This window comes from Bradyrhizobium sp. MI1.4 (assembly GCF_055811315.1).
In genome coordinates this window covers 253,089-268,170 of the sequence record NZ_JBVVPP010000007.1, presented here as the reverse complement: position 1 = coordinate 268,170, position 15,082 = coordinate 253,089, and the positions used below count along the sequence as shown (strand labels likewise).

The following is a 15,082-nucleotide window of genomic DNA, read 5'->3' as shown; positions in this document are numbered from 1 at the left end:
GTAGGCCCCAAGGTCGTCCCGGCGAAGGCCGAGCGCCCCTGTCTCTAATCGTCGTCCTGGCGAAAGCCAGGACCCATACCGGGTGATCTAGCGAGAGCACGCGGTATCGATACCGGCGAACGTACTAACTTCCAGTTTTCGCCAAGCTTGTCCCTGGGGTAATGGGTCCTGGCTTTCGCCAGGACGACGATTAGAGACAGGGGCGCTCGGCCTTCGCCGGGACGACCTTGGGGCCTACCCCTGCGTCCGCAGCTTCTCCGCCGCCTTCGGTGCGAAATAACTCAGCACACCGTCGGCGCCGGCGCGCTTGAAGGCGAGCAGGCTCTCCATCATGGCGCGGTCGCCGTCGAGCCAGCCGTTGTTGGCGGCGGCCGCGATCATCGCGTATTCGCCGGACACCTGATAGGCGAAGGTCGGCATCGCGAACGTGTCCTTCACGCGACGGACGACGTCGAGATAGGGCATGCCGGGCTTGACCATCACCATGTCGGCGCCCTCGGCGATGTCGAGCTCGACCTCGCGGAGCGCCTCGTCGGTGTTGGCGCTGTCCATCTGGTAAGTGCGCTTGTCACCGGTGAGCGTCTTGGCCGAGCCGATGGCGTCTCGGAACGGGCCGTAAAAGGCGGAGGCGTATTTTGCGGCATAGGCCATGATCTGCACGTCGAGCAGGCCGGTGCGATCCAGGCCCTCGCGGATCGCGGCAACGCGGCCGTCCATCATGTCGGAGGGCGCGATGATGTCGCAGCCGGCTTCGGCCTGCACCAGGGCCTGACGCACGAGCACAGCGACCGTCTCGTCGTTCAGGATCTTGCCGTCGGAGATCAGGCCGTCATGGCCGTGGCTGGTGAAGGGATCGAGCGCGACGTCGCAGAGAATGCCGATCTCCGGGAATTCCTTCTTGATCGCGCGCACCGCCTGGCAGACCAGATTGTTCGGGTTGGTGGCTTCCGAGCCCTCCTCGTCGCGCAGGGACGGATCGGTGTAGGGAAACAACGCGAGGCACGGGATGGTGAGCTTCATCGCCCGCTCGGCGTCGCGCACGGCCTGGTCGACACTGAGACGCTCGACACCCGGCATCGAGGCGATCTGCTCGCGCTTGTTGTTGCCGTCGATCAGAAACAGCGGCCAGATCAGATCGTCCGTCGTGAGCACGTTCTCGCGGACCATGCGCCGGGCCCATTCGGCCTTGCGGTTGCGGCGCGGGCGGACGGTCAGATCGAGGGCAGGGGAGGCCCCAGTGCCATCCCGGCGCGAGACCTCGCGCAACTCGATCGGACGTCCGTATTTGATCGCCATTACTTTTCCTCCGGCTGGAATTATTCTTATACCAGCTCGCATGGTTCCCGTCACCGCGGGTTGACCTGTCGCAAAAGATGGCAGCCGATTGATTTTGCGGGGCAAAGCAGCCAGAAGGGGGCATGTCCGAGATCTCCACCCGCGATGCGGCCCGCGACAGCACCAGGGATGCCGTCCGAGACAATGCCAGAGACAGCGCCATGTCGGTGGCGGCGATCTCGTCGGAGCGGGCTGAATCCGACGACAATGTCTGGACGCGCCGGCTCGTGCTGTTCCTGCGGGTGATGGCGCTGCTCTCGATCCTCAAGGGCCTCTATCATTGGGCGCAGGTGACGGGCTTCGTGGGCGGCGAGGACGAGGCCTTCGAGAACCAGTCGATGGCCTGGCAGGCCTCGACCATTTACTTCGCCGTGATCGAACTCGTTGCCGCGGTCGGGCTGTGGCTGGCGACGCCTTGGGGCGCCGTGGTGTGGCTGACGACCGTGGTGTCGATGGCGGTGATCGAGCTGATGTTCCCGGGCATCTACGGCGGCAGCCTGGTCGTGGTCGGCGTCGAAGCCTTCATGCTGGCGGCCTATCTCGCGCTCGCCTGGATGGCCGCACGCGAACGACCGCCATAGCAAACTCTCTTGCCCCGACTCTGCGCTCGGCTTCGCTGTGCTGGTCCGGGACACGAGATTGTCGCGCTTGGTTGACGGTTGGTTGCGTAAAATTCGACGTAAGTTTTCGCTAACCAGCGTGTTCCGCCACAGCTCTTACGCGGCCGTTTCGAAACGGGGCGGGGCTGTTCTGGAATGCGACAATCGGGGCGGACGGAGGGTGAACAGGACCTTGCGAGAGTCAACAGACTGTTGCGAAAAGTGCTTGTGGGACAGGCTTAATCCGCAATTCACTGTCTTAAATTCATGATCTCTTTATTCTCTTATTTAAGCCGATCTTCAAACGAGCCCCTTAAGTTGCACCTATCAGACGGGACACAAGTTTCGTCGAATGAGTGTCGATAAAAACGACAACAGGGGAAGTGTCATGATGAAAGCCGTCGCAACTGCGGCAGATACCGCAGAGCGCGTCTCCGGCCAGCAGGGTTCGGTGCAGACGCTCTATCTGGAAGCTTTGACTCTGGTGGAGCGGCTGCATCGCCGGCTGCTCGACGTCATCAAGGACGAGTTCGATCGCCGCGGCCGTGCGGACATCAACTCGGTGCAGGCGCTGCTGCTCTACAACATCGGCGACAAGGAGCTGACCGCGGGCGAACTGCGCACGCGCGGTTATTACCTCGGCTCCAACGTTTCCTACAATCTGAAGAAGCTCGTCGAACTCGGCTTCCTCGACCATCAGCGCTCGCGCGTCGATCGCCGCTCGGTGCGCATCCGCCTGACGCCGCAGGGCCAGGAAATCCGCCGCATCGTCGACTCGCTCTACCAGAAGCACGTCAAGACGGTCGAACAGGTCGGCGGCATCTCGGGCGAGGAGTTCTCGACCCTGAACAAATCGCTGCACCGCCTCGAGCGGTTCTGGACCGACCAAATCCTGTATCGTCTCTGAGTTCTTTTCGACGGGACAAGGCCAAGCCGGCCCGCAACAAGACCGGCAAGCCTCCCGAACGTGCCTGAGCTTCCCCGAGCGCGCCGGCCCGGCTGTGTGTCCGGACCGGTGCGTTTTTCCATTTCGCGGTTGCGAAAAAATCCCCGACACCAGGGAACGAGTTCCCGGTTCGATGCTTATCTCCTCCGGATCGGAGGTTGACGATGCTGGTCGAGCGTGGCGTGGGGGTGATGAACGTGGAACTCGTGAGCGAGGCCTACGCCATCGCCGCGAACTATCTTCGCCGCTCCGGCGCGATCCGGGACACCCTCGTCACCGACGAGCGCCTGCTCGAGATCGTCATCAAGTTGCTCCAGCACGGCGAATTCAACAAGATCAGGCTGGCCAACAAGGCCATTGTCAGGTTCGAGGCGCAGTCCGAGGCCAAAGCGGTTGCCTGATCTCAAGTCCCAAACGCGGCAAGAACCAGAGGGTGCCATGGAAGCTGCCATCGACCGGATCATGCATACCTACGATTTGCTCGCCAACCGCACGTCCGCGGCGAGCGCGGAGGCGCGGGAAAAGGTCACGAACTACATCACCACCTTGATGGAAGCCGGCGAGAAGGACACCCACAGGTTGACGGTTTGCGGCCTGACCTATCTGCGGCAGCTCGACGGTAGCGTGGATCCCGTGAAGGCGGGGTATACCGGGCTGTAGAGGCCGGCCGCTCGCACCCGCGCGGCCTTTCGAGTCCAAAGCGGACCTTTCCTGGACATGGACGCCGGATACCACCCCGTCGTCCCAATCCTCCAATCCCACCATATCTTGCATAAATCACAGGTCCGACCCGCAAACCCTTGGCCTGTTGCGGGCGATGTGGTAGATCGCGCTCGCCGCTTCCGATCGCCACACCAGACCCGCCCGTAGCCCGCCAAAAGGCTGCGGCGGTGGAGATATTCGCAAGATGACCTTCGCCAAAACCGCCTCCGCGCCCGATTCGTTTTTCACCGCCTCGCTCGAGCAGGCTGACCCGGAAATCGCAGCCGCCATCAAGGGCGAGCTCGGCCGCCAGCGCCACGAGGTCGAGCTAATCGCCTCCGAGAACATCGTCAGCCGTGCCGTGCTGGAAGCGCAGGGTTCGGTGATGACCAACAAATACGCGGAAGGCTATCCGGGCGCGCGCTACTACGGCGGTTGTGAGTGGGTCGACGTCGCCGAGAACCTCGCGATCGATCGTGCCAAGAAGCTGTTCGGCGCCAACTTCGCCAACGTGCAGCCGAACTCCGGCAGCCAGATGAACCAGGCGGTGTTTCTGGCGCTGCTTCAGCCCGGCGACACCTTCATGGGCCTCGATCTCGCGGCCGGCGGCCATCTCACCCACGGCTCCCCGGTCAACATGAGCGGCAAGTGGTTCAAGGCCGCGCACTACACCGTGCGCCGCGAGGACCAGATCATCGACATGGACGCGGTCGCCAAGCAGGCCGAGGAGGTCAAGCCGAAGCTGATCGTGGCCGGCGGCTCGGCTTATTCGCGCGCCTGGGACTTCAAGCGCTTCCGCGAGATCGCGGACAGCGTCGGCGCGTATCTCCTGGTCGACATGGCGCACTTCGCCGGTCTCGTCGCCGGCGGCGTGCATGCCTCGCCCGTGCCTCACGCGCACATCACCACCACCACGACCCACAAGTCGCTGCGCGGTCCGCGTGGCGGCCTGATGCTGTGGAATGATGAGGCGCTGACCAAGAAATTCAACTCGGCGATCTTCCCGGGCCTGCAGGGCGGCCCCCTGATGCATGTCATCGCGGCCAAGGCGGTCGCCTTCGCCGAGGCGCTGCGGCCGGACTTCAAGGTCTATGCCAAGAACGTCGTCGAGAACGCCAAGGCTCTGGCGGAGGCGATGAAGGGCCACGGGTTCGACATTGTCTCGGGCGGCACCGATAATCATCTGATGCTGGTTGACCTCCGGCCGAAGGGCCTGAAGGGCAACGCCTCGGAGAAGGCGCTGGTTCGCGCCGCCATCACTTGCAACAAGAACGGCATTCCGTTCGATCCCGAGTCACCGTTCGTCACCTCCGGTATTCGTCTGGGCACGCCGGCTGCGACCACGCGCGGCTTTGGTGTCGCTGAATTCCAGCAGGTCGGCGGCATGATCGCCGAAGTCCTCAACGCGATCGCGCAGTCCGACGACGGCAAGGCGCCGCTGGTGGAAGCCGCGATCAAGGAACGGGTCAAGGTGCTCACCGACCGTTTCCCGATCTATCAGTAAGGCTCAAGAAAACCGGTCAAGGTCAACGGATGCGCTGCCCGAACTGCAACAGTCTCGATACGCAGGTGAAGGACTCGCGTCCGACCGAGGACTCTTCCGTGATACGCAGGCGGCGCGTGTGCGTCGCCTGCAATTTCCGCTTCACCACCTTCGAGCGCGTGCAGCTGCGCGAGCTCACGGTGATCAAGCGCAACGGCCGCCGCGTGCCGTTCGACCGCGACAAGCTGATGCGCTCGGTGTCGATCAGCTTGCGCAAGCGGCAGGTCGAGCCGGAACGGGTGGAGAAGATGGTCTCCACCATCGTGCGCGAGCTCGAGACCGGGGGCGAGGCTGAAATCTCCTCGGAGGTGATCGGCGAGACCGTGATGGAGCATCTGCGCACGCTCGACGACGTCGCCTATGTCCGCTTCGCCTCGGTCTACCGCAATTTCCGCGAGGCCAAGGATTTCGCCGACGTGCTCGGCGAGCTCTCCGGCGAGGAGGAAGCGCGGCTCGCCGCGATCCGCAAATGATCTTCCGCATCCTGGAGGATCAATTCGCGCAGAAGGCGCGCGAGTCCAGGGATGCCGACCGGCGCTTCATGGAGCTTGCGCTGGCGCTCGGCCGGCGCGGGCAGGGAAGTACCTGGCCCAATCCCGCCGTCGGCGCCGTCATCGTCAAGGACGGCGTGATCGTCGGCCGCGGTTGGACCCAACCTGGCGGACGGCCGCATGGCGAGCCTGAAGCGCTGCGGCGCGCAGGCGAGGCCGCGCGAGGCGCCACGCTCTACGTCACGCTGGAGCCGTGCTCGCATTTCGGCAAGTCGCCACCGTGCGCGGACGCCGTGATCGCCGCCGGCATCAAACGCGTGGTGGCCGCGATCGAGGATCCCAATCCGGAAGTCGCCGGTCAGGGCCACGCACGCCTGCGCGCCGCCGGCATCATGGTGGATGTGGGTCTGTGCGCGCGCGAAGCCGCCTTCGATCACGCCGGGCATTTCCGTCGCATCAGGGATCGCCGCCCGCATGTGATCCTGAAGCTCGCGGTCTCGCCCGACGGCAAGATCGGCGCGGCCGGCGGCAAGCCGGTCGCGATCACCGGCGAGGCGGCGCGCAACCGGGTGCATCTCCTCCGCGCGCAAAGCGACGCCATCCTAGTCGGCATCGGCACCGTGCTGGCGGACGATCCGCAGCTCGACTGCCGCCTGCCGGGCATGGCGGTGCGCTCGCCGGTGCGGGTGGTGCTCGACCAGAATCTGCGTATTCCCGGCGCAAGCAGGCTCGTGGGCTCCGCGCGCGAGATTCCGCTATGGGTGGTGGGTTCTGAACTCGCGGAGGCCGCGGCCGCCACGCGGCTCGGTGCGGCCGGTGCGCAGGTGATCCGCGTGCCGCCCGGCAATGCCTCGGGACTCGATCTTGCGGCCGTGCTGCATGCATTGGCCGGCAAGGGCATCACGCGGCTGATGATCGAGGGCGGCAGCCGCGTCGCGGCGTCCTTCATCGCCGCGGACCTCGTTGACGAGATCTGGCTGTTCCACGGCGCGGAAGCGGTGGGCGCCGACGGGGTGGATGCGCTCGCTGCATTGCCCCTGTCGAAAATCACGCAGTCGCAGGCCTACAAGGTTCATGCTAGCGAGACCTTCGATCAGGATACTCTCACCATCTACGAGCGCGCGTGATGTTCACCGGCATTGTCACCGATATCGGCGAGATCGTCGGCTTCACGCCGACGGCGCAGGGCGAGTTGCACCGGCTGCGCATCGCCTGCCGCTACGAGCAGACCACCATTGCGGACGGCGCCTCGATCGCCTGCAACGGCGTCTGCCTGACGGTGGTTGCTTCCGGCGTCGAAGGCGGCAAGGACTCTGCTCAAAGGACCTGGTTCGACGTCGATGCCGCGGCCGAGACGTTGGCGCTGACGACCGCAAAGCATTGGAGGGTCGGCACCAGGCTCAATCTCGAGCGTGCGCTCAAGATCGGCGACGAGCTTGGCGGGCATATCGTCGCCGGCCATGCCGATGGCATCGCGACCCTCGTCAGCCGCGAGGACCTGCCCGACATGGCGCGGTTCGAGCTCTCCACGACGCGGGAGCTGGCGCGGTTCATCGCGACCAAGGGCTCGATCACGCTCGACGGCGTCTCGCTGACGGTTAATACGGTGAAGGACGTGACCTTTTCGGTGCTGATCATCCCGCACACCCTGACGGTCACGACGATCGGCGGCTGGAAGGCGGGAGATGAGGTCAATATCGAGGTCGATCTGATGGCCCGCTACGCGGCGCGGCTGACGGAAATGAAGTGACGGCGTCTTTAAACTTGGCTTACCCGCTGGTGGCGACTACATAGCGCCAACCCCTGTGGAACGGATTTGACGATGGCAGACGCGCGGCGCGCACCCCTGAAGGACCAGACCGACGTTTCCGGCGCACGCGCGCTGATCGTCGAGGCGCGGTTCTATGACGATCTCCAGGACGCGATGCTCGAAGGCGCGGTGGCCGAGCTGAAGGCGGCCGGTCTGACCCACGACGTCATCACGGTTCCCGGTGCACTGGAGATTCCTGCGGCGATCGCCATCGCGGTTGACGCCGCGGCGACCAATGGCAAGCCCTATGATGCCGCGATCGCGCTCGGCTGCGTGATCCGTGGCGACACCATCCATTTCGAGATCGTCTCGCAGGAATCCTCGCGCGCGCTGATGGACCTGGCGGTGGCGCGAAAGCTGCCGCTCGGCAACGGCATCCTCACCGTCAACACCGAGGCGCAGGCCTGGGCGCGGGCGCGCGCCAGCGAGCTGAACAAGGGCGGCGATGCCGCGCGGGCCGCGATTGCGATGCTGCGCATAAAGCGCCGGCTGGCGCGGGCTTGATCATGGCCGATAACAACAAGAAGCCGCCGGCCGGCACGGAGAAGAAGGCGAACCGGCGCGGTGCGGCGCGGCTCGCAGCCGTGCAGGCGCTGTACCAGATGGATATCGGCGGTGCCGGCATCAACGACATTTTTGCCGAGTTCGAGAGCCACTGGCTCGGCAACGAGGTCGAGGGCGACACATATCTCCCGGCGGAAGCGGCGTTCTTCCGCGACGTCGTCTCCGGCGTCGTGCGCGACCAGAAGAAACTCGATCCGCTGATCGACGAGGCGCTGTCGAAGGGCTGGCCATTGAAGCGCATCGAAGCGATCCTGCGCGCGGTGCTGCGGGCAGGGGCCTACGAATTGGAACACCGCAAGGACGTGCCGGGCCGCGTCGTCGTGTCCGAATATGTCGACGTCGCCAATGCCTTCGTCGACCGCGAGGAGACCGGCATGGTCAACGCGGTGCTCGACCAGATCGGCCGCCAGTTTCGCGGTGACGAGTTCGGGCGGGGGTGAATTGAGGCGCAGGGCGGTGAATTGATGCGATGTGGCTGCCCCATATTCCGCCGTCATCACCCGCGAAGGCGGGTGATCCAGTACGCCGCGGCCTATCGATGTCACACGATCGTCTCTGGAATACTGGATCGCCCGGTCAAGCCCGGCGATGACAGCGAAGTGTGTGGCTGACGCTGATGACAAACCCGCACAATCCCTCCGCCGAAGACTCCCTCATCGCGCGCTATTTCAAGCCGCTGGCGACTGATCCCGGCGCCTTGGGGCTGGTGGACGATGCCGCCATCCTGCAGGCGCTCGGCAGCGACATCGTCGTCACCACCGACGCGGTGGTCGAGGGCGTGCATTATCTTGCCACCGATCCTCCCGATACCATCGCGCGCAAGGCGCTGCGGGTGAACCTGTCCGATCTCGCCGCCAAGGGGGCCGTGCCGGCCGGCTTCGTGCTGACATTGGCGCTGCGCAGCAAGGAAGACGCTTGGCTCAGTCCGTTCGCGGACGCGCTCGGCGAGGATGCGAAAACCTTCGTCTGTCCGCTGCTCGGCGGCGACACGGTGTCGACGCCGGGGCCGCAGATGATCTCGATTACCGCCTTTGGCCGCGTGCCGCAGGGGCGGATGGTCGGCCGCACCGGCGCCCAACCGGGCGACCGTATCCTGGTGACGGGGACGATCGGCGACGCCGCGCTTGGCCTTGACGTGCTCAAGGGCGGCGCGGTCGCGAATGCGCTGGCCTCCGATCCGCACGCGCGCGAGACGCTGATCTCGCGCTATCGCGTGCCGCAGCCGCGCAATGCTCTCGCGCAGTCCGTGCGTGACCATGCGACGGCTGCGATGGATGTCTCCGACGGCCTTGCTGGAGATCTGACCAAGCTCTGTGCGGCATCAGGCGTCTCGGCCACGATCGACGTGACGAGCGTGCCGCTCTCGGCCGCTGCCGCCGGCCTGATCGCAGGCAAGGTCGTTTCCGTCGAGACGCTGCTGGCCGGAGGGGACGATTACGAGGTGCTGTGCACCGCTCCGCCAGCGCAAGCCAACGCGCTGATTGCCTTGGGGCGTGCGGCAGGCCTTGCCGTCACGGCCATCGGCACGATCGTCGCGGGCCATGAGCGGCCGCGCTTCCTGGACGGGCAGGGCCAGGAGCTGGTCTTGAAGCGGCTCTCCTACAGCCACTTCTAGGAATTGCTCCAAACCGGCGTCCCGGCTGCCAAGACAGGCTAAATACCTGCCGAGATCGGCTTTTCGGCCTTATCTGGCGTTGCACCCTCAATTTGATTTTGGCAAGGTCGTGACCGACTAAGGCCGCGCCTTCGGGCAAGGAGCGGCCTTCTTCAAAATCAAGGCGCCGCACCGCACGACGGAAAACAAAAGGCGCCGGGGGTACGTTCATCAAGGATCTGAGGCAAAAAATCACATGACAGCATTATGGTTGATTGTGCTCTGCGGAGTGCTTTCCGTCGTCTACGCGATCTGGGCGACGTCTTCGGTGTTGAGCGCGGATGCGGGGTCTCCGCGCATGCAGGAAATCGCGGCAGCGGTGCGCGAAGGCGCCCAGGCCTACCTGCGGCGTCAATACACCACGATCGGGATGGTCGGCATCGTCATCTTCGTGCTGCTTGCCTATTTCCTGGGACTCTACGTCGCGATCGGTTTTGCCATCGGCGCGATCCTGTCGGGGGCGGCCGGCTTCATCGGCATGAACGTCTCGGTCCGCGCCAATGTGCGCACCGCCCAGGCGGCGACCACGTCGCTCGCGGGTGGTCTCGAGCTCGCCTTCAAGGCGGGCGCCATCACCGGCATGCTGGTGGCGGGTCTCGCGCTGCTTGGCGTGACCCTCTATTTCGGCTTCCTGGTCCATTCGCTGAAGCTTGCGCCTGACAGCCGCGTCGTCATCGACGCCATGGTGGCGCTCGGCTTCGGCGCCTCGCTGATCTCGATCTTCGCTCGTCTCGGCGGCGGCATCTTCACCAAGGGTGCGGACGTCGGCGGCGACCTCGTCGGCAAGGTCGAGGCCGGCATCCCCGAGGACGATCCGCGCAACCCGGCCACCATCGCCGACAACGTGGGCGACAATGTCGGCGACTGCGCCGGCATGGCCGCCGACCTGTTCGAAACCTATGCGGTGACTGCGGTCGCCACCATGGTCCTGGCGGCGATCTTCTTCGCCAAGACGCCGATCCTCGCCGACATGATGACGTTGCCGCTCGCCATCGGCGGCATCTGCATCATCACCTCGATTATCGGCACCTTCTTCGTGAAGCTTGGGCCGAGCCAGTCGATCATGGGCGCGCTTTACAAGGGTCTGATCGCAACCGGCGTCCTCTCGCTGGTCGGCATCGCCGGTGTGATCCATTACTTGATCGGCTTCGGCAAGCTCGCCGGCGTCGACTATACCGGCATGGCGCTGTTCGAGTGCGGCGTGGTCGGCCTTGCCGTCACCGCGCTGATCATCTGGATCACCGAATACTACACCGGCACCGACTATCGTCCGGTGAAGTCGATCGCCCAGGCCTCGGTGACCGGCCACGGCACCAACGTGATCCAAGGCCTCGCCATCTCGATGGAAGCGACCGCGCTGCCCGCGATCGTCATCATCGCCGGCATCCTGGTCACCCACAGCCTCGCCGGCCTGTTCGGCATCGCGATCGCGACCGCCACGATGCTGGCGCTCGCCGGTATGGTCGTCGCGCTCGACGCGTTCGGTCCGGTGACCGACAACGCCGGCGGTATTGCCGAGATGGCGGGCCTGCCGAAGGAGGTTCGCAAGTCGACCGACGCGCTCGATGCAGTCGGCAACACCACCAAGGCGGTGACCAAGGGTTACGCGATCGGCTCCGCCGGTCTCGGCGCCCTGGTGCTGTTCGCGGCCTACAACGAGGATCTCAAGTTCTTCATTGCGGACTCCGCGCACCACGCCTACTTCGCCGGCGTCAAACCGGACTTCTCGCTCAACAATCCCTACGTCGTGGTAGGCCTGTTGTTCGGCGGTCTCTTGCCGTATCTGTTCGGCGCGATGGGCATGACCGCCGTGGGCCGCGCGGCGAGCGCGATCGTCGAGGAGGTCCGCCGACAATTCCGCGAGAAGCCGGGCATTATGCAAGGCACCGACAAGCCGGATTACGGCAAGGCAGTCGACCTTTTGACCAAGGCGGCGATCAAGGAAATGATCATCCCCTCGCTGCTTCCGGTGCTGTCACCGATCTTCGTCTACTTCGTGATCTATGCGATCGCGGGGGGCGGGGCGGCCGGCAAGTCGGCGGCGTTCTCGGCGGTGGGCGCGATGCTGCTCGGCGTGATCGTGACGGGCCTGTTCGTCGCGATCTCGATGACCTCGGGCGGGGGCGCCTGGGACAACGCCAAGAAGTACATCGAAGACGGTCATTTCGGCGGCAAGGGCAGTGACGCCCACAAGGCGGCCGTGACCGGCGACACCGTCGGCGATCCCTACAAGGACACGGCCGGCCCGGCGGTGAACCCGATGATCAAGATCACCAACATCGTGGCGTTGCTGCTGCTGGCAGTCCTGGCGCACTGAGGTAGACGTTGCTGAACGAAGACCCCGCGGCGCAGGCCTGCGGGGTCTTTCTTTGCGTGTGTGCTGCCGGAGGCCGGCGCATCATCTGAACATGAAACCCGCCCGGCGGGACGCGGAACGCAACAATCCGGTCATCAGAGCGATCCATCGATGCCGAGGGCGTAAGCCGCCCGAAAATGTGCACCCTACGCGTGCGCACATTTAGGGTTGCTTAACCGGCCGAGTTCTAGAAATACGAGAGACTGTCAGCGGCATCTTAGGGAGCTCCGCAGCACGCGTGTGGTGCTCCGCGCGCGGCGCGCTCTCGACATGCTCAGGGGTTCGCTGCCCGCCGTCCGCGAGAGGGAGGTTCCGTTGCCTGCACGGCCTGTGAACGAGATTGAGCGGGCATTGATGGCGCATCCGGGCGTGGCGGATGCTTTCCTCAGCGCCGAGCCTGGCCACGGCGGTCAGTCCGAGGTCGCTTTCGTCGCAATTGACCCCGATCATCTGAGCGCCGGCAAGGCGAAGCGTCTCCAGGCCGAGTCGGATCGCAGAGTTGCGCAATGGCGTCGCGCTTTCGATCAAGCATATCGCCATGACGCCGACGGTGTTGTGCCGTCATTCGTCGGTTGGACCAGCAACTTCACCAACAGGCCCATTCCCGAACCCGATATGGTCGATTGGCTCGATCATACGATCCTGCAAATTCGTGCTCTTGGCGCAAGGCGGGTGTTGGAGATCGGGTGCGGCGTCGGCTTGCTCGTCGAAAAGCTTGCGCCCGGCTGTGACGTATATTGCGGGACCGACCTCTCGCCGGTGGCCGTTCAGCGGCTGCGTGCGTTCGCGCAGTCGAAGCCCGAGCTTCGGCATGTCGAGTTTCTAGAGCGGGAAGCCGCCGATTTGAGCGGCTTGCCGCTGAATTCGTTCGATGCAGTGGTGCTCAATTCCGTCGTGCAATACTTTCCCGGCATCGAATACCTGCACTTAGTCTTGGAGCAAGCCGCAGGCCTGGTGGCTCCTGGGGGGCACATCTTCGTCGGCGACGTTCGTAACCTCGAGCTCCTGCCGGTCTTCCATCGCGAATTTCAATCCGCGAAAGTTTCGGGAGCCACGGATGCCGCGCTCGCGCGAAAGATCTTCCTGTCGATCGCCCAGGAGCGCGAGTTGGTGATCGACCCCCGCTACTTTCAGGGTATTTTCGGATCCATCCCGCGGATATCGGGTGCGGAAATCCTGCTCAAGCGCGGATCAAGCTACGAACTGACCCGCTATCGCTACGACGTGGTGCTGCGTGTCGATCGCGAAGCTGCTTCAGCTGACAGCGGGAACAGCAGCCTCGTGCCGGACATGAAGCAAGGGGAAAGTGAGGGCAGGCCGCTGGCGACCGATCCGATGGCCGCCGCGTTCCTTCAGCATCTCGGCATGGAGCTCGGGGACGTGTTGCAGGCCCAGTTTCCGGAGGCGAAATTGCCGGCGGCCGTGATCGCGCTCAACCAGCGAGATTTTGCCGAGATCGTACAGGCCTCGTCGAACGCGCCGGGCGATCGCGGCGACAATGAATTGGTCGAGGCGTCGGTATGACCGCCCATAATCTGGCGCTGCATTTCGAAGAGACCGTTGCGTCCTCGCCGGACGCCGTCGCCCTGTTGTGCGAAGGCGACAGCTTTGCCTTTTCGGAGCTCAACCGGTTGGCAAACCGGTTGGCGCGTTGGTTGACATCGCGGGGCGTCAACAAGGGCGCCGTGGTGTGCCTTGAATTGCCGAAAATCGCCGAGGCCTATGCGCTCGCGATCGCCTGCATCAAGATCGGAGCACCCTATGTCTTCCTCGATCCTGCGGCCCCCGAGGAACGTGCCCGGCTGATGCTGGAGCGATGCCGGCCCGCGCTGATCGTCAGCGTGCGCGAGGGAGCTGGGCCGCGGACATTGATCGGCGATGCAATTGCCCGGGCTGCCTTGCATCATGCCCTGTCGCAGCTTGAAGACGACAATCTGCCGCTGACATCCCTGATCACCGGGGCCGATCCGGCCTATGTCATGTTCACCTCGGGATCGACGGGCGAACCGAAGGGCGTGGTCATCCCCCATCAAGGGGTGCTTCACCTGATCGCCTGGGCGAAGAGCGATCTTGGAATTGGACCCGGTGACCGGCTGACGAATGTCAACCCGATCTATTTCGACAATTCGGTCTTCGACATCTATGCCGGCTTCCTGAACGGAGCGGCGGTCGTCGCGCTGGACGCGCAGAAGGGGCGGCCCCCTGCAGAGCTGGTGTCGGAGATCACCAAGCATCAGTGCACGTTCTTCTTCGCCGTGCCGAGCCTCTTCATGTTCCTGGACTCCATGCACCTTCTGAGCCCGAATTGGCTGCCGAGCGTCAGCCGGTTCATGTTCGGCGGTGAAGGGTTTCCGCTGGCCCGGCTTCGTCGGTTCCACGACGCGTTTGCCGGCAAGGCGAAGCTGATCAATTGCTACGGCCCGACCGAGACGAGCTGCATTTGCAGCGGTTTCGAGATCGTCGAATCCGTTTTTGAGACCAAGGACGGGTTGGCGCCACTGGGGCGGCTCAATCCCAATTTCAGCTACCGGATCCTGGACGAAGAGATGAAGCCGGCGCTTGCGGGCACTGCCGGCGAGTTGTGGCTGGGAGGCCCTGGGGTAGGGCTCGGCTACATCAACAACCCGCAAGAGACCGCCCGCCGTTTCTGTCAGGACCCTCTGATCGACGGCTATCGGTCGATCCTCTATCGGAGCGGCGACCTCGTGGAGGCCGACCTTGAAACCGGCATCCTGCGTTTCCGCGGTCGCGCGGATAATCAGGTCAAGCTTCGGGGGTATCGGGTCGAGCTGGAGGAGATCGACCACGCGCTGATGGCGTGCAGGGGAATAACCCGTGCGCTCGCCGTGGTGCAGCACGACGCCAGTGGCGCCAGTCGGCTGCTGGCCGCGTATTCGGGTGCAAGAATGGCGGAAAGCGATCTGCGCCAGCACTGCACTGCGCACCTTCCCGCCTACATGGTGCCGGGCCGGTTCATCTGGATGGAAGACATTCCCGTCAATGCCAATGGCAAGGCAGACCGGCGCTCGGTAGCGTCACTGCTCGGCGAAGCTGTTACAAGGGCCTCGTAGATGCAACAGCT

General features: G+C 64.4%; 15 protein-coding genes. 14 read left to right on the top strand and 1 reads right to left on the bottom strand.

Annotated elements, in window-relative coordinates; translation table 11 throughout:
- Window positions 1-234: 234 nt before the first annotated feature.
- Window positions 235-1,296 (bottom strand): porphobilinogen synthase, encoded by a 1,062-nt coding sequence (hemB, locus tag AC0L23_RS11645; protein ID WP_018456862.1) that lies wholly within the window; start codon window positions 1,294-1,296, stop codon window positions 235-237.
- Between the two features lie 122 nt (window positions 1,297-1,418).
- Here hemB and AC0L23_RS11640 point away from each other — a divergent pair, with 122 nt between their 5' ends.
- The 14 genes from AC0L23_RS11640 to AC0L23_RS11575 all read left to right on the top strand — a co-directional run bounded on the left by AC0L23_RS11640 (window position 1,419) and on the right by AC0L23_RS11575 (window position 15,071).
- On the top strand, window positions 1,419-1,916 hold the full coding sequence (locus AC0L23_RS11640) for a DUF6163 family protein (RefSeq protein ID WP_007611119.1): 498 nt from the start codon (window positions 1,419-1,421) through the stop codon (window positions 1,914-1,916).
- Window positions 1,917-2,322: 406 nt separating this feature from the next.
- On the top strand, window positions 2,323-2,841 hold the full coding sequence (gene ldtR, locus AC0L23_RS11635) for a transcriptional regulator LdtR (RefSeq protein WP_018456861.1): 519 nt from the start codon (window positions 2,323-2,325) through the stop codon (window positions 2,839-2,841).
- 203 nt (window positions 2,842-3,044) lie between these two features.
- On the top strand, window positions 3,045-3,281 hold the full coding sequence (locus AC0L23_RS11630; RefSeq protein ID WP_026233256.1) for a hypothetical protein: 237 nt from the start codon (window positions 3,045-3,047) through the stop codon (window positions 3,279-3,281).
- Window positions 3,282-3,318: 37 nt separating this feature from the next.
- The gene (locus tag AC0L23_RS11625; protein ID WP_018456859.1) at window positions 3,319-3,540 is read left to right on the top strand and encodes a hypothetical protein; all 222 of its coding nucleotides are present in this window, start codon (window positions 3,319-3,321) and stop codon (window positions 3,538-3,540) included.
- Between the two features lie 247 nt (window positions 3,541-3,787).
- Window positions 3,788-5,086, top strand: coding sequence for a serine hydroxymethyltransferase (gene glyA / locus AC0L23_RS11620; RefSeq protein WP_018456858.1), 1,299 nt, complete (start codon window positions 3,788-3,790; stop codon window positions 5,084-5,086).
- 29 nt (window positions 5,087-5,115) lie between these two features.
- Window positions 5,116-5,598 (top strand): transcriptional regulator NrdR, encoded by a 483-nt coding sequence (gene nrdR, locus AC0L23_RS11615; RefSeq protein WP_007603426.1) that lies wholly within the window; start codon window positions 5,116-5,118, stop codon window positions 5,596-5,598.
- Window positions 5,595-6,743 carry a bifunctional diaminohydroxyphosphoribosylaminopyrimidine deaminase/5-amino-6-(5-phosphoribosylamino)uracil reductase RibD gene (gene ribD, locus AC0L23_RS11610; RefSeq protein WP_247369764.1) on the top strand — a complete coding sequence of 383 codons (1,149 nt, stop codon included), beginning with the start codon at window positions 5,595-5,597 and terminating at the stop codon, window positions 6,741-6,743. Before nrdR ends, ribD begins: the two co-directional genes overlap by 4 nt.
- Complete coding sequence (locus AC0L23_RS11605; RefSeq protein ID WP_473356990.1) at window positions 6,743-7,366, top strand: riboflavin synthase; 624 nt, start codon at window positions 6,743-6,745, stop codon at window positions 7,364-7,366. Before ribD ends, AC0L23_RS11605 begins: the two co-directional genes overlap by 1 nt.
- Before the next feature lie 72 nt (window positions 7,367-7,438).
- Window positions 7,439-7,930 (top strand): 6,7-dimethyl-8-ribityllumazine synthase, encoded by a 492-nt coding sequence (gene ribH, locus AC0L23_RS11600; RefSeq protein ID WP_018456854.1) that lies wholly within the window; start codon window positions 7,439-7,441, stop codon window positions 7,928-7,930.
- 2 nt (window positions 7,931-7,932) lie between these two features.
- On the top strand, window positions 7,933-8,430 hold the full coding sequence (nusB, locus tag AC0L23_RS11595) for a transcription antitermination factor NusB (RefSeq protein ID WP_007611091.1): 498 nt from the start codon (window positions 7,933-7,935) through the stop codon (window positions 8,428-8,430).
- Window positions 8,431-8,606: 176 nt separating this feature from the next.
- The gene (gene thiL, locus AC0L23_RS11590) at window positions 8,607-9,605 is read left to right on the top strand and encodes a thiamine-phosphate kinase (RefSeq protein WP_473356989.1); all 999 of its coding nucleotides are present in this window, start codon (window positions 8,607-8,609) and stop codon (window positions 9,603-9,605) included.
- A gap of 235 nt (window positions 9,606-9,840) precedes the next feature.
- Window positions 9,841-11,961, top strand: coding sequence for a sodium-translocating pyrophosphatase (locus tag AC0L23_RS11585; protein WP_026233254.1), 2,121 nt, complete (start codon window positions 9,841-9,843; stop codon window positions 11,959-11,961).
- A gap of 279 nt (window positions 11,962-12,240) precedes the next feature.
- Window positions 12,241-13,524 carry a class I SAM-dependent methyltransferase gene (locus AC0L23_RS11580; RefSeq protein ID WP_473356988.1) on the top strand — a complete coding sequence of 428 codons (1,284 nt, stop codon included), beginning with the start codon at window positions 12,241-12,243 and terminating at the stop codon, window positions 13,522-13,524.
- Window positions 13,521-15,071 (top strand): amino acid adenylation domain-containing protein, encoded by a 1,551-nt coding sequence (locus AC0L23_RS11575; RefSeq protein WP_473356987.1) that lies wholly within the window; start codon window positions 13,521-13,523, stop codon window positions 15,069-15,071. The genes AC0L23_RS11580 and AC0L23_RS11575 overlap by 4 nt, the downstream gene beginning before the upstream one ends.
- The last annotated feature ends 11 nt before the right edge of the window (window positions 15,072-15,082 follow it).

Bases quoted from the DNA above. Each gene is read 5' to 3' on its own strand.
- AC0L23_RS11575 (WP_473356987.1), top strand. From the start codon at position 13,521: ATGACCGCCCATAATCTGGCGCTGCATTTCGAAGAGACCGTTGCGTCC.
- nrdR (WP_007603426.1), top strand. From the start codon at position 5,116: ATGCGCTGCCCGAACTGCAACAGTCTCGATACGCAGGTGAAGGACTCG.
- ldtR (WP_018456861.1), top strand. From the start codon at position 2,323: ATGATGAAAGCCGTCGCAACTGCGGCAGATACCGCAGAGCGCGTCTCC.
- nusB (WP_007611091.1), top strand. From the start codon at position 7,933: ATGGCCGATAACAACAAGAAGCCGCCGGCCGGCACGGAGAAGAAGGCG.
- AC0L23_RS11640 (WP_007611119.1), top strand. From the start codon at position 1,419: ATGTCCGAGATCTCCACCCGCGATGCGGCCCGCGACAGCACCAGGGAT.
- AC0L23_RS11605 (WP_473356990.1), top strand. From the start codon at position 6,743: ATGTTCACCGGCATTGTCACCGATATCGGCGAGATCGTCGGCTTCACG.
- AC0L23_RS11625 (WP_018456859.1), top strand. From the start codon at position 3,319: ATGGAAGCTGCCATCGACCGGATCATGCATACCTACGATTTGCTCGCC.
- glyA (WP_018456858.1), top strand. From the start codon at position 3,788: ATGACCTTCGCCAAAACCGCCTCCGCGCCCGATTCGTTTTTCACCGCC.
- AC0L23_RS11630 (WP_026233256.1), top strand. From the start codon at position 3,045: ATGCTGGTCGAGCGTGGCGTGGGGGTGATGAACGTGGAACTCGTGAGC.
- ribD (WP_247369764.1), top strand. From the start codon at position 5,595: ATGATCTTCCGCATCCTGGAGGATCAATTCGCGCAGAAGGCGCGCGAG.
- ribH (WP_018456854.1), top strand. From the start codon at position 7,439: ATGGCAGACGCGCGGCGCGCACCCCTGAAGGACCAGACCGACGTTTCC.
- AC0L23_RS11585 (WP_026233254.1), top strand. From the start codon at position 9,841: ATGACAGCATTATGGTTGATTGTGCTCTGCGGAGTGCTTTCCGTCGTC.
- thiL (WP_473356989.1), top strand. From the start codon at position 8,607: ATGACAAACCCGCACAATCCCTCCGCCGAAGACTCCCTCATCGCGCGC.
- hemB (WP_018456862.1), bottom strand. From the start codon at position 1,296: ATGGCGATCAAATACGGACGTCCGATCGAGTTGCGCGAGGTCTCGCGC.